The sequence below is a fragment of the Sphingobium sp. MI1205 genome (genome assembly GCF_001563285.1).
Lineage (GTDB): Bacteria > Pseudomonadota > Alphaproteobacteria > Sphingomonadales > Sphingomonadaceae > Sphingobium.
In genome coordinates, this window is record NZ_CP005188.1 from 1353450 (window position 1) to 1367615 (window position 14166).

Sequence of the window (14166 nt, forward strand, 5' to 3'; positions counted from 1 at the left end):
CCCTTTCGCATGTGCGGGATAGCGGGCATCTTCCATCTTGAAACGGCCAAGCCGGTCGATCCAGCGCGCGTGCAAGCGATGCTCGACGTCATGCCGCATCGTGGTCCGGACGGCAGCGGCATCTGGACTGCGCCCGGCGTGGGCCTAGGGCATTTGCGCCTTTCCATCATCGACCTTGGAGGCGGGGCGCAACCCATGCTGACCGAGGACGAAAGCCTCGCCGTTACCTTCAACGGTGAAATCTATAATTTCAGTGATGTCCGCGCCGAACTGGAAGCGAAGGGTCACGTTTTTCGGACACACAGCGATACAGAAGTCATTCTGCACGGCTATCGCCAATGGGGTGAAGCCTGTGTCGAGCGATTTCACGGTATGTTTGCGTTCGCGCTGTTCGACGCGCGTGCGCAGTCGCTCTGGCTCACGCGCGACCGGCTGGGGGTCAAGCCGCTCCATTATGCCCAGCTATCCGATGGCAGCCTGATCTTCGGATCGGAACTGAAAAGCCTGCTTGTTCACCCGCTGCTGCGTCGCGCACCCGACCTGTCGGCGGTCGAGGATTATATGGCCTATGGCTATGTGCCGGACGATGCCTGCATGGTGGCGGGCGTGCGCAAGCTGGGGGCGGGCGAGACATTGCGCTTGGTCCGCGGGCGACCCGCGCCGCAGCCACAACGCTATTGGGATGTCAGTTTCGCCGAACGCAGCAAGGCGACGCCCGGAGAGCTGGAGGAGGAGCTTGTCGCCTTGATGCGGCAGGCGGTTCGTTCGCGCATGGTGGCCGACGTGCCTCTTGGCGCTTTTCTCTCGGGGGGCGTCGATAGCTCCAGCGTTGTGGCGCTGATGGCGGAAGCATCGGCCCAGGCTGTCCAGACCTGTACGATCGGTTTCGATGTCGCAAGCCTGGACGAGACCGCTTATGCTGACCGCATCGCCCGGCGCTTTGCGACTGATCATCGCACGAGGATCGTGTCGCCCGATGATTATGGGTTGATTGATACGCTCGCCTTTCATTTTGACGAACCCTTCGCCGACGCTTCGGCGCTGCCCACCTATCGTGTGTGCGAACTGGCGCGGGAGCAGGTGACCGTCGCCCTGTCCGGCGATGGCGCGGACGAGGCTTTTGCCGGCTATCGCAGGCATCGGTTCCAGATGCAGGGGGAGCGGGTCCGTAGTCTCATCCCGGCATCGGTTCGCCAGCCGCTTTTCGGGACGCTTGGTCGCTGGTATCCCAAGGCGGACTGGGCGCCCCGGCCGCTGCGCGCCAAATCGACTTTCCTGGAACTGGCAGGGGAGGGCGGCGACGCCTATTCCGCATCGGTCAGCGTGACGCCCCACGGCATGCGTCAACGGCTGTTCAGCCAGGATATGCGCAGTCGCCTGGGCGCCTATCGCGCCGAGGATCGCTATATTCGCACCATGGCGCAGGCCCCGGCGCGCGACCCGCTCGACCGCGCGCAATATGCCGATATCCGTATCTGGCTGCCCGGCGATATCCTGACCAAGACCGACCGGATGAGCATGGCCGTCAGCCTTGAAGCGCGCGAGCCGCTGCTGGACCACCGGCTTGTGGAATTTGCAGCCCGCCTGCCCGTCGCCCAGCGTATTCGCGGGAATAGCGGCAAATATCTGATGAAGAAGGCGATGGAGCCTTATCTGCCGCAAGACATCCTCTACCGGCAGAAAATGGGTTTTGTTACCCCTATCAGCAACTGGTTTCGCGGGCCTCTTTCGGGCGAAGCGACGGCTATCGCAGGCGGATCGGCGCTGACCAAGACGGGCTGGTTCGATGCGAAGATGTTGGGGCGGATCGCGGCGGATCATAAATCCGGGGTGGCCGATCATGGCCGCATGCTTTGGCAGCTGCTGATGCTGGACAAGGCGTTGAGTCGGTTGTTCAGCCTCTGATCGACTGGCGCCGAACCGCATGGCTCTTTTGGCGAGCCCCTTGCAACCCACGCCCGCCGGTGCCAACGGAGCTGTCGTGCAAAGGGTAAGCAGGACGCCAGTGACAGTTTCGAAGGAAATAGTTCGAGCGCGACTATATCTGCTCTGCCTCCTTGGGGATTTGGCGGGATTATTCCTGTCTTTCCTGCTCGCGAACTGGCTTATCCTGGGCGCGCTGCTCGGCGAGCCGGGCAAGCCACATGGCCTTGTCATGTTCGCCATGGTCGCGCCGCTTTACATCCTGTTGGCGGTGCAGGGCGGTGCCTATGGCATCCATATGCTGGACAATATTCGGCGCGGCATTGTCCGGGGGTTGCTCGCCCTGGCGCAGGCGGCGCTGCTGATGCTGCTGATCGTCTATCTGGGCAAGATCGCGGAGCAGCTTTCCCGCCTCACCTTCGTGACTGGCCTTGGCCTTTCAGCGATCAGCGTTGCGCTGGTGCGGCTGGCCATAAGTCGTCTGGGCGCACGCCTGCTGGGGGAGGTGCCGCATCTGACAGCCGTAATCATGGATGGCGTAGAGATTGCGACCGGCCCACATATGGAACTGATTGATGCGGTATCTGCCGATCTGCATCCCGGCCGTCATGACGCCGATATGGCGGCGCGGCTTGCGGCGGCGGTTGGAATGGCTGAGAGAGTGATCGTGGCTTGTCCGATGGAGCGGATGGCGGATTGGTCGGCTGCGCTCAAATCCCTGTCGGCGCGCGGTGAAATCGTCGTGCCGGAACTGCTGCGCTTCGCCCCGGCGCGCGTTGATGAATTTGACGGCCAACCGACGATCATCGTCGCCGGGGGCCCATTCCATTTCCGCGACCGCATCATCAAGCGCATCTTCGATATCATCGTTGCTACCGGAGCCACATTGGCGTTGTCGCCTGTGCTGATCGCGGCCGCCATCGCGATAAAGCTGACCAGTCCCGGTCCTATTATCTTCAAGCAGCCACGCATTGGCCGCGACGCACGCCCCTTCAATATCTATAAATTCCGGTCGATGCGGAGCGAGGCAAGTGATTGCAAGGCCGCCAAGCTCACTGCGCGGGATGATGACCGCGTGACGAGCGTGGGCCATTTCTTGCGTCGCACCAGCATCGATGAATTGCCACAGCTCTTCAACGTTCTGCGCGGCGACATGAGCATCGTCGGTCCGCGCCCGCACGCGGCTGCCGCCAAGGCCGGGGACAGCCTCTATTGGGAGGTTGATGAGCGTTATTGGGAGCGGCACTGCATCAAACCGGGCATGACGGGCCTAGCTCAGGTGCGCGGCCACCGCGGATCGACCGACCATCATCAGGATTTGATCGATCGGCTTCAATCGGATCTGGAATATGTGACGAAATGGTCGATCTGGCGCGACCTGCGCATCATCTTCGCGACAATCGGCGTTTTGGTGCATCACAAGGCCTATTGATGCGCGAACTTGATCTCTTTTTCCTGCTGGTTCTGCTCCTGTCCCTTGTGGCGGTGCTATGGCCATTCCTGTTCTATCCCCTGATCCTGCGCGTGCTGCCGACGCGGCCAGAAGCGCCAAGGCAGGGGGTGACCCCGTCGGCATCGCTTGTGTTTTGCGCGTATAATGAGGCTACGGCGATGTCGGACAAGCTGGCTAACCTGGCCATGCTGAAGCATCGTTATCCGGCACTCGAAATACTCGCATATGATGACGGCTCATCCGACGACACGGCGTCCTTGATTGCTGCACAGGGCGATCTGGTGACGCTGGTTCGTGGCCCCGGCCGTAGCGGCAAGGCGCATGGCATGAAGCAACTGGCAGCGCGCGCCCGTGGCGACATCCTCATCTTCACCGATGCCAATGTGTTGCTCGATGAAGATGCCATCGACAATCTTCTCGCCCGCTATGCCGATCCTGATGTCGGCGGCGTTCTCGGATCGCTCCACTATATGGGGGAGGGCGAGAGCGCGACGGCTTCTGTCGGATCGCTATACTGGCGTCTGGAAGAGCGACTGAAGGATGAGGAGTCGCGCACCGGCAATGCGTTAGGAGCTGACGGCTCGATTTTCTCGGTTCGACGAACACTTTATCCTGACTTTCCCGACAGCGTTCTCGATGACCTGACTGTATCGATGGCCGTGTTGTTCGCGGGTAAGCGGTTGGTGAAGGCCAAGGACGTCATCGCCCGCGAGCGGCTGGTCGCCGCGCGTGGTGACGAGTATCGCCGCAAGGTTCGGATTGCCGCGCGTGCCTGGCACACGCATTCCTATCTGCGCCCGCAATTGCGGCGGATGAGTCGGCTGGATCGCTTCAAATATGGCTCGCGCAAGATCGTGCGCTGGTTCGGTGGGCTCTTCATTGTTGCGGGTGCGCTGGCGGCTCTGGCGCTGGCGTTCAGCCTGTCGCCCCTGGTGGCCCTCGCGGGGGTTATGATCGTTCTAGTCCTGCTGGTGCTTGGCTTACGCGCCAAGGGCGGGCCTCTTGCTGCGGTGGTGGATATTCTCATCGCCTATGCCGCGACGCTCCAGGGCGTGCTCAAGGCGATGAGAGGCCGGACGGTCACGGTTTGGAATCCGGCCAAGTCACGCTGATCCCCTCTCGCCAAAGGTGGGGCATATTGTATAGGCCCTTGCAATGCTGATCGGAGCCAAGGCGTGATTACTTTTCAGCGGGTGGCGAAGGCTGCCGGCAAGCATCTAACCCGGACAATGCTCGCGCTTCGCAAGGCGATGGGCGCGCGTGCGCGCCGTGCCTGTCCGGCCTGCGGACAATCGGTGGTCGGCTTCTTTCGCTATGGCGACCAAGCCGAATGGGGCTGCCCCCGCTGCGGGGCTTCGCCACGCGAACGATTGATGAACCATCTTATAGATGGGAGAGTGTTGAACGTTCCCAATGAAGGCGCGATCCTGCACATGGCGCCTAATGAAGCTAGCCTGGTACGCCGCTTCTCTACCGCCGCCCACTACACGCCCGCCGATATCGATCCGGATCGGTACAGCGTGCCGGGTATGCGTCGCGTGGACCTGATGAAATTGGACGATGCAGAGCGCTACGATCTGTTTTACGCCAGCCATGTCATGGAACATGTGCCCGACGATCATGCGGTATTGAGCAACATCTACCGTGCGCTAAAGCCCGGGGGGGAAGCCTGGCTGATCGTGCCGTTGTGGAACAAGCCGACCGAGGATGGCAGTTTCGACATTCCCCCGCGTGAACGGGAGCGCCGCTTTGGCCAGTGGGATCATGTTCGCCAATATGGTCCCGACTTTGCGGAGCGCATACGCGCGGCGGGTTTTGACCTGGAAGAGATTGACGCCAGCGGCATAGATCCTGACACCCGCCACTTCTTCGCCTTGGACGACCGCCTGTTTCGAGCCAGAAAACCTGTAGGAAGCGCTGCGCGGTGAGTGCCGCGCTCGGCAGGGCGGTGGCCCGGATGGAAGGGTCCGCCCGTTTCCTTGCCCTGATAAAGCTGGCCAATGTGGGCTTGACGCTGATCTGGGGTTTTGCCGTTACCTATGTGTTCGTGCGCGTCCTGCCCCTGCGCGAATTTCAGGCTTTCTTGCTGCTCGTCGCCTTCGGCAATTTCACGATTTCTGCTGAATTTGGTCTGACCAGCATCATCTATGCGCGACTGCGGCGCTATTGGCTCGGTCTTGAGGAGGATGGCGCAGGGGGCTTCCGGTTGGAAGAGATGGGTGTTCTTTTCCTGTTTCTGGGCATGTTGATTTTCGGCGGGTTGGTGATCCTGTTGGTCGTTCTCACCGCAGGCGTGGTCGACACGTCGATGCCGTTACTTTTCATCCTTTTTTTCCTGGCGGCCTGCGTGAACCTTCCCGCGCTCCTTGCCAAGCGCGCGCTGGCGGCGGTGGATGGCAACTTCATATGGGAGGCACTGGATTGCTTGCGGCGCCTGATGATTGTGGCTTTGCTTCTTCTCATTCTGAAGGGTCTCGATCCGCGGCTTTCGATCGTGCTGCAACTCGCCACCAGCCTGATCGTCATAGGTTATGCTATCGCGCTGGTTCACAGGCGACTGGGCATGACGGCGCAGCATTGGCTGGCATTCCGTCGGGGCGGCGGGCATGTCAGGACGCATTATCTGCACGATATCGGCGCGTCCGCGCTGTTTACCATGTCGGAAATAGCAGCTTATAATGCTCCCTATTTCATGATTGCGCTTGCCACGCAGGACGCGCGGCCAATGCTGCTTTTCGATTTTTTCTTCAAAATGTCGCGAGCCTTGTCGATGGCGATCCGCGCAATGGTGGAGGCTGCACTACCGCGAATAACCCGCGCTTTCCATTCGGGAGACATAGCGCGGCTGCGCCAGTTGCTGGTCCGAGCCCTGGGTGCGGCTTTCCTCTTTGCACTCGTCGCCTCGGCCGCCTTGTTGCTTATCGGTCAGTGGCTTTTTGCCAAGCTGTTCGCTGGCCGTGCCGCCATCGGCATAATCGACCTCCTCCTGATCGATGGGGCGTTGCTTGCTCTGACCGTCATCTGCGTTTCTGTTTATGTGCAGGCGGCACTCGGACGTTTCGCGCATCTGTTGAAGCGGTCCTTGCCTTTCCTCGCTGGGTCGCTGCTTAGTGTGCCTGTTGCCGCGTTTCTGAACGACTGGTTCGATGCAGGATTCCTTGGTTTTTACACGCTGACGCTGTTGATTGTGTCGGCGCTTCACGCCCATTCGCTACGCGGCCTGCTTGAGGGATATTCGCGGCGATGAAGGTCTCCATGGTCGATCCGTCGCTGTTCACAGGGCGCTATGATGACAGCCTGTGCGCGGCGCTTGGAGAACTGGGTGCCGATGTGACCTTGCTCGCTCGCCCGACGCGGCCCACCGACGCGATCATCCCCCATGGCTATCAATATTGTCCCCATTTCTTTCGGCGAAGCGAGGCGTTGCGCGGGCGACTGGGGGACGGGCGACCCTTTCGCATGTTAAAGGCGGTTGAATATACGGCCACCTGTGCCATGGGCAGCCTCAAGCCATTGGTAGGCGCAGATGTGGCGCATTTCCAGTGGCTCCCCCTTGCCCCTGCTGACCGTCTGCTGTTGCGCCGGTTGAAGGGGCGGACGCCGCTGGTGCACACGGTTCATAATGCCGATGCCTATCATGCGGATGCCGGGGTGCAGGGGAGGGGCTATCGCGCACTGCTTGATCTGTTCGATGCGCTTATCGTCCATGGAGATGCCACGCGACAGGCGCTGGAAAAGGAGGGAATCAATTCGCGCCATATTCATGTAGCGCCGCACCCGCCGATGCGTCTGGCTGCCTCAACGCCTGCTGATCTGACGGGCATTCCAGATGCGGTAGTGCCTCGGTTGCTGTTCTTCGGCACTATCAGGCCCTACAAAGGCGTCGATATTCTGATCGATGCATGCCTGTCGTTGTGGGGGATAGGGCACAGGTTCGAACTGGTGGTCGCAGGAAAGCCCTTCATGAACATTGACCCTGTTCTGGACAGAGTCCGCGACGCCGGATTTGCCGATCGCCTGATCACTGATCTTGGCTTCCTTACCGAAAGCCGGCTCGATGCGCACATGGCCAAGGCCGATGCCATAATCTTTCCCTACCGCCAGATCGATTCCAGCGGCGCCTTCCTGTCGGCGCTACATCATGGCAAGACGATGGTTACATCCGATGTCGGCATGTTCGCTTCGCTTCCCGACGACGTCGTGGTCCGCACGCCCGCTGGAAATGCAGCAGCCCTTGCGCAAGCCCTCTTGCGGCTCCTTGAAAGCCCCGCCATCAGGCAGGCAACAGGCGCGGCGGCACGCGCCTATGGAGACAGCATGAGCAGTTGGAAAGATATGAGCTCAGCAACGATCGATGTCTATCGGTCCGTGATGGCAGGGCGGGCATGAACCGTTATGTTCGCGAATTGACGGACCGATTGCTGGCCGTTGGCCTGGCGCTCACGGGTCGTGTGCATCAATATCCAGAGATCCAGGCGCTGCGCCGATTCCTGTCGGGGTTTTCCATCGATTGCGTAATCGACGTAGGCGCCAATCGCGGGCAATATGCGATCATGCTGCGCAAGGATGCAGGCTTTTTCGGCACTATTCTGTCCTTTGAGCCAAATCCGGACATATTCGCCGAACTGTCCCGCCGGGCAGCGTCGGATAAGAAGTGGCACGTCTTCAACCTCGCTTTGTCCGACTTTGACGGCATCAGCAGCTTCAACATCATGGCGGCAGACCAGTTTAGTTCCCTCAAGAAGCCTGCCAAGGCGCAAGACGCTGTCTTTGCCGACCGCAACCGTGTTACTCGAACGGTGGATATACAATGTCGCCGCCTCGAAAGCCTTCTTCCCGAATTGCGCGCAGCACATGCTTTCGCCCGTCCGTTCCTGAAGATGGACACGCAGGGGCATGACCGGTCGGTCTGCGAAGGCGCGGGGGTGGTACTCCAGGAAATGATGGGCGTGCAAACCGAGCTTGGGGTAAGGCCGATCTATGAAGGCGGAACGGGCTATCGCGCCATGATTGACTGGCTGGCCGACAGAAATTTTCTCCCTTCTGCCTTCTTCGCCAACAACAAGGGGCATTTTCCGCTGCTGGTCGAGATGGACGGCATTTTCGTCAATCGGGCGCTACTGCCGCAGGAAGGCTGAATGTACGCCCCGCCCACTAGGCCTATCAATGCTCGCCGCCTTTTTCTGGCCGGCGCGATCGGGCTTACGCTGTGGCTGGGCGCAACCTTCCTTTGGCATGTCACTTATCGGCAGGGAATCAGCCTTGCCGTCATCTTGTTGCTGGATCAGGACTTCCCTGCCCTGATCGTCGGCCTGTTGCTGCTGACACTTGCGGTCCCCTTCGCGGAAGGAATGGGGTTTCGCCTGCCTACCCCTCGCCCCCGAATCATCGTGCCGATTGTCCTGCTATTCGGGTTGGTCGCCTGGGCCGGGCATTATTGGCTGTTCCAGGACTACTCCATTTCGCGCGACGAAGAAGTCGCCCGTTTCGCCGCAGCCTATATGCGCGAGGGGCTTTTGGCGCGGCCGATCCCCGCAGAGTGGGAACCCTATCGTCGGGCGATCATGCCGGAATTCTTCTCGCCATTCGGCGCGGCGGATTACTGGACGGCGGCTTATCTACCGGTCAACAGCGCAATACAGGCGCTCTTCTGGCAGTTGGGAGATCCCAATCTTGCTGGCCCGACGCTCCTGATCGCAGGACTGTTCGCGTTGTGGCGCGTTGCGCTGCACCTTTTTCCTACGCGGCCCGACGCGGTCTGGTTGACAATGTTGCTGGGACTTTCCTCGGCCCAGTTGTGGGTTACGGCGATGACGCCATACGCCATGACCGGCCATTTCGCATTGAACATGATCTGGTTAGCGCTGGTACTGCGTGGCGGGTTGCTCGGCCATGTCAGTGCAGGAGCTGTCGCTCTGTTAGCGGCGGGTCTGCACCAATGGCATTTCCCGCCGATCTTCATTGCGCCGTTCATCCTGTGGATGCTGCTCGCCCGGCGCTGGAAAGTGGCAGCATTCCACATCATAGTCCTTGCTGCCATCGTAGTCGTATGGGCCAAGCTATGGCCCGGATTTCTGGTGCAACTGCTTGGTCCCCCGGCTGATGTTCGGCCCTCAGCTGGTGTTGCGGACAAGGTTGGCAGCTTGTTCGAACGGCTGGGCGATCGCTGGCAGCCTCTTGTCAACCTCAGCCGGTTCGTCGCCTGGAACAATATATTGATGGTGCCGCTTGCGACGCTTGGGGTGTTCGCAACGCGGTGGCGTAGCGCTTTGCGCGGACAGGAAATCGCGCTGCCTCTGGCCTTGGGCTGCTTTGCTGGTTGCGGCTTGGCGCTGGCGCAGGGCTATGGCTGGGGTTTTCGCTATGCCCATGGCTTCATCGGGCCATTCTGCCTGCTTGCTGGATTGGGATGGGCACGTTTTCGTCCCGCCGCAATGCGGCCGCTGTATCTGGGCTTGGCGATCACGCTTGTAATGAGCACCTTCCTGGTCTGGCGCACCCATGCTTTCGTGGCCCCCTATGCCGCCAGCCATCGCATGATCGATGCATCGAAGGCCGATGTTGTTCTGGTCGACCCGCGGGGTGGGCTGTATGTCACTGATTTGGTGCGCGGGCGTGACGGCGTGCCTGGGCGGCCAATGGTGATGAATCTTGGCATGCTCACGCTTGATCAGGTCGATGAGCTTTGCCAGCTTTATATCGTCGAACTGTTCGATCGCGCCGAGTTTCGTCCGCTAGGCGTGCCGCTCGCTCGGTGGAATCTTGGTCGTATGGATGCACTGCGCGCGCATATGAAGGCGGAGGGGTGCGACAAGCCTGTGCAGCCGCCTTTGCCCGAAGCGATCGAAGATGCGTTCAACGCATCGGGCGATGTGCTTTAAGGCTTAACGCCGCTCATATAGACGCGTTTGCCGCCGACCCATGTTTCCAGCACTTGCGCCGAACGAAGGTCAGCCGGGCGCGCGATCGAAATATCGCGATCGAGAAGGACGAAGTCCGCCCGCTGTCCGGGAATCAGGCTGCCAAATCGCTTTTCCGCAAACGCCGCATAGGCTGCTTGCCGCGTATAGCCGTCGAGGGCGACTTCGAAGCTCACCCGCTGCTGCGGCATCCACCCCTCGGCTGGTCGGCCATTCGCATCCTCGCGGCTCATAGCGGTAGCGATGCCGATGAAGGGGTTAGCGATCCTTCCCTGCATGCCCGACCCAAAGGCGAGAGGCACGCGATTGTCGATCATCGCTTTCCAGGCGTAGGCGCCCTTCAACCGTTCCTCTCCAACTCTTGCAACTGCGGCGCGCCAGTCCGACGCTTGGCTCGCCGGTTGCATCGAAGCCACGATGCCATTCTGTCCGAAGCGGGGCAGGTCGGCGGGATCGACGACCTCGGCAAGCTCAACCCGCCAGCGCCGATCGCCCTTGTAGGTTTGCGCCAGTTCCGTGATCGCGTCGAGAAGTTCACTGTTTGCCGCGTCGCCGGTAGCATCAACAGCGACCTGGAAGTTATCCATTGCAGCCCGGCTCATCACGTTTCGCAAGGTGGTGGCGGAGATCAGTGGATACCCACGCTGCCCCGCCGCGTCAGTATAGTCCGCCTTCAACCAAGCACCGCGCGATCCCAGCGAACCATCGAGGTCGAGCTTCAGGCCGCCCATCCGCAGACGGTCATCATATAACCAAGGCGTAGGCTCCGGCCCTGCGATCAACACCATATTATCGACGCCGAGTGCGTAAGACAGGATCCGTATTCTTAGCGCCCCCCGATCCGCCGATCGCCGGAACGCCTGCCAGTCTTCTATGCTGGTCCCCAAGTCCGCGATGGCGGTAACGCCATTGGCTAGCAACTGCTGCTGGGCCTTTTCGAGCGCGATGTCCCGGTCCTTGGGGGCGGGTGCCGGAACGATGCGCTGGATCAACTCCATCGCCTGTTCCAGGAATACGCCTGATGGTTTGCCGCCCGCCATTTCGATCCGACCACCTGTCGGAGCTTTGCTGGTGGGAGTGATATTGGCCGTCCGCATTGCCATCGAATTGGCCCAGCCGGCATGCCCGTTGATCCCCTCGAGCCAGACCGGCACATTGCTCGCTGCCGCGTCCAGTTCAATTGCGGTCGGGAAGCGGCCCAGCCCCCACCGATCATGGTTCCATCCGCTCCCGATGATCCATTTGCGCGCCGGATTGGCCGCCACATAATCCCGGATCATGTCCTGCGCCTCGGCCAAGGAACGGGTGCCGGACAGGTCCAGGGTGATATGGGAGAGCCCTAACGCCATGACATGCCCGTGGGAGTCGACAAGGCCAGGGATCAGCGTCTTGCCGCCGCCGTCGAGCTGAAAGGCGGGGCCCTTGGGCCAAGTTTCGCCTTTCTTCAGCCTCTTCTTGCGCGGAGGCGCTTCATAGCGGTTGGGCAGCAGCTTCTCTACCTTGCCCTCGTTGTCGATCAACAATGCCCGGAAGCGGACGACCTTGCCTGTCGAATCCAGGGCAATTCCATTAACATTATCGATGACGCCCGATGCGAGAGCGGGCATGGGTAGCGTAAGGGCGGCGACCGCAGCCAGCAGTGCAGGCTTCATGCCCGGGTGATCCGTCGCACAAGCGCACTTGTATCCTGGCGGTTGCCGCCCATCGCCTGCACATCGCCGTAGAACTGATCGACTAATGCTGTCACAGGTAACGTCGCTCCATTGGCCCGCGCCTCCTCCAGCGCCAGGTCCAAGTCCTTGCGCATCCAGTCAACTGCGAAGCCAAAATCGAAACTGTCCTGAGCCATTGTCTTCCAGCGATTGTCCATCTGCCAGCTTTGCGCTGCTCCTCCCGAAATTGCCTCGAACACCTTGTCCAGGTCCAGGTCCGCCGCTTGGGCAAAGCGTAGCGCCTCCGACAGGCCCTGTATGACGCCGGCGATGCAGATTTGGTTCACCATTTTGGTTGTCTGGCCAGCGCCAGCGGCGCCGACATGGACAATACGCGCTGCATAGGATTGCATCACTATCTGCGCCGCTTCCACCGCTGGTTCCGCGCCCCCGCACATGATGGATAGACGCCCATTTTCTGCGCCCGCCTGCCCGCCCGATACCGGTGCATCTACGCAGTGCAGGCCCCGGCTTTCGCCCTCAACGAACAACTGGCGCGCAATCCGCGCCGAAACGGTCGTGTGGTCTATAAACAGGCCGCCCGGCTTCATGGTGCGGAATGCACCTTCACGGCCCAAGGTGACCTGGGACAGATCATCGTCGGTGCCCACGCAGCTGATGACGATTTCCGCGTCCTCGGCGGCCTTGGCCGGACTTACCGCCACCGCGCCGCCATAGGTTTCCGCCCAGCGCTTCGCCTTGCCGATGGAACGGTTGTAGACTGTCAGATTGTGCCCAGCCTTGGCCAAGTGCCCGGCTATCGGGCCGCCCATGATCCCCAGGCCGATAAACGCGATATTAGCCATATGCCTCGTACAGTTAGCCGCGTGATCTTTCGCCATAGGGCGAGATTTCGATGAGGGCCAGTTCCTTCCGCCGCAAATTTCAGCTAGGGGCGACCCCATGAACACCTTGAGCAAGATCGAAAGCGCGATGCCGCTGCCCGTTACCGTCGATGACATATTGGCGGCGCGCGTGCGGATTTCGGGCGCGGTCGTGCATACCCCGACTATGGTCAGCCAGACGCTGTCCAATATGCTTGGCTGCAAGGTCTTTCTGAAGTTTGAAAACCTTCAGTTCACTGCCGCCTACAAGGAGCGCGGAGCGCTCAACCGGTTGCTTCAGCTGGACAAGGCGGCGAAGGAAAAAGGCGTCATCGCCGCTTCAGCCGGTAATCACGCGCAAGGCCTGGCCTACCATGGCCGCCGTTTGGGCGTGCCGGTGACAATCGTCATGCCCGTGACCACGCCAACGGTGAAGGTGACCCAGACGCAAGGTCATGGCGCGACCGTTGTCCTGCATGGCGAAAAGTTTGATGATGCCAGCACCTACGCGCGCCAGCTCGCCAAGGAGCACGGCCTCACCTTCGTTCATCCGTTCGATGAACCCGATATCATGGCGGGGCAGGGGACGGTCGCGTTGGAAATGCTGGAAGACGCGCCAGAGATCGACACGCTGATCATCCCGATCGGAGGCGGCGGTCTGTTTTCCGGCATGGCGACAGCGGCCAAGGCGATGAAGCCCGATATAAAGGTTTATGGTGTGCAGGCGGAACTTTATCCGTCGATGTACAGCCATATAAAGGGATCGAAACTCGCTTGTGACGGCGACACGCTTGCCGAAGGTATAGCTGTTAAGGAACCGGGCGAACTCACCCGCCGCTTTGTCGAGCGGCTGGCCGACGATGTGCTGCTAGTCAGCGAACGTCATCTGGAAGAAGCGGTAAGCCTGCTGCTACAGATCGAAAAGACCGTGGTGGAGGGCGCCGGGGCTGCTGGCCTCGCCGCACTGATCACGCACAAGGAACTGTTTGCGGGGCGTAATGTCGGCTTGGTGCTGACCGGCGGCAATATCGACACACGCCTGCTGGCAAATGTGCTATTGCGTGACCTTGCTCGATCAGGCCGGTTGGCGCGCCTTCGTATCATTCTGCAGGATCGGCCGGGCGCGCTCTTTCACGTCGCGCGCATTTTCGATCAGGAAGCGGTGAACATTCTGGAGTTGTCGCACCAGCGCATCTTCACCAATCTTCCGGCCAAGGGATTGAGCCTCGACGTCGAGTGCGAGACTCGCGATGGCGCGCATCTGGAACGGCTGGTCACCGCGCTTCGTGCCGCAGGTTATGAGGTCGCTCCGATCGAGGTAGCCTGACCGCCGG

The 14166-nt window shown here is 60.7% G+C and carries 11 protein-coding genes; 9 read left to right on the forward strand and 2 right to left on the reverse strand.

What is annotated here, in order from left to right; all coding sequences use genetic code 11:
* Positions 1–9: 9 nt before the first annotated feature.
* The 8 genes from K663_RS06490 (at position 10) to K663_RS06525 (ending at position 10257) form a co-directional block, all read left to right on the forward strand.
* The gene (locus K663_RS06490) at positions 10–1905 is read left to right on the forward strand and encodes an XrtA/PEP-CTERM system amidotransferase (protein WP_062115605.1); all 1896 of its coding nucleotides are present in this window, start codon (positions 10–12) and stop codon (positions 1903–1905) included.
* Positions 1906–2005: 100 nt separating this feature from the next.
* On the forward strand, positions 2006–3355 hold the full coding sequence (locus K663_RS06495) for a sugar transferase (RefSeq protein ID WP_062115607.1): 1350 nt from the start codon (positions 2006–2008) through the stop codon (positions 3353–3355).
* On the forward strand, positions 3355–4488 hold the full coding sequence (locus K663_RS06500; protein WP_062115609.1) for a glycosyltransferase: 1134 nt from the start codon (positions 3355–3357) through the stop codon (positions 4486–4488). The genes K663_RS06495 and K663_RS06500 overlap by 1 nt, the downstream gene beginning before the upstream one ends.
* Before the next feature lie 63 nt (positions 4489–4551).
* On the forward strand, positions 4552–5304 hold the full coding sequence (locus K663_RS06505; protein ID WP_062115611.1) for a class I SAM-dependent methyltransferase: 753 nt from the start codon (positions 4552–4554) through the stop codon (positions 5302–5304).
* A gap of 29 nt (positions 5305–5333) precedes the next feature.
* The gene (locus K663_RS06510) at positions 5334–6623 is read left to right on the forward strand and encodes a hypothetical protein (protein ID WP_062120472.1); all 1290 of its coding nucleotides are present in this window, start codon (positions 5334–5336) and stop codon (positions 6621–6623) included.
* The gene (locus tag K663_RS06515; RefSeq protein WP_062115613.1) at positions 6620–7765 is read left to right on the forward strand and encodes a glycosyltransferase family 4 protein; all 1146 of its coding nucleotides are present in this window, start codon (positions 6620–6622) and stop codon (positions 7763–7765) included. Before K663_RS06510 ends, K663_RS06515 begins: the two co-directional genes overlap by 4 nt.
* Positions 7762–8514: an FkbM family methyltransferase gene (locus K663_RS06520; RefSeq protein ID WP_062115615.1), complete on the forward strand. Its 753-nt coding sequence runs from the start codon at positions 7762–7764 to the stop codon at positions 8512–8514. Before K663_RS06515 ends, K663_RS06520 begins: the two co-directional genes overlap by 4 nt.
* Positions 8515–10257 carry a hypothetical protein gene (locus tag K663_RS06525; protein ID WP_062115618.1) on the forward strand — a complete coding sequence of 581 codons (1743 nt, stop codon included), beginning with the start codon at positions 8515–8517 and terminating at the stop codon, positions 10255–10257.
* On the opposite strand, the gene K663_RS06530 is transcribed toward K663_RS06525, so the two are convergent.
* Positions 10254–11948, reverse strand: a complete 1695-nt coding sequence (locus K663_RS06530; protein ID WP_201026684.1) for an amidohydrolase — start codon at positions 11946–11948, stop codon at positions 10254–10256. The genes K663_RS06525 and K663_RS06530 overlap by 4 nt on opposite strands.
* A complete protein-coding gene (locus K663_RS06535) occupies positions 11945–12814 on the reverse strand; it encodes an NAD(P)-dependent oxidoreductase (protein ID WP_062115621.1) in 870 nt (289 codons plus the stop codon). The genes K663_RS06530 and K663_RS06535 overlap by 4 nt, the downstream gene beginning before the upstream one ends.
* Positions 12815–12911: 97 nt before the next feature.
* On the opposite strand from K663_RS06535, the gene K663_RS06540 reads away from it, so the two are divergent.
* On the forward strand, positions 12912–14159 hold the full coding sequence (locus K663_RS06540) for a threonine ammonia-lyase (protein ID WP_062115624.1): 1248 nt from the start codon (positions 12912–12914) through the stop codon (positions 14157–14159).
* The last annotated feature ends 7 nt before the right edge of the window (positions 14160–14166 follow it).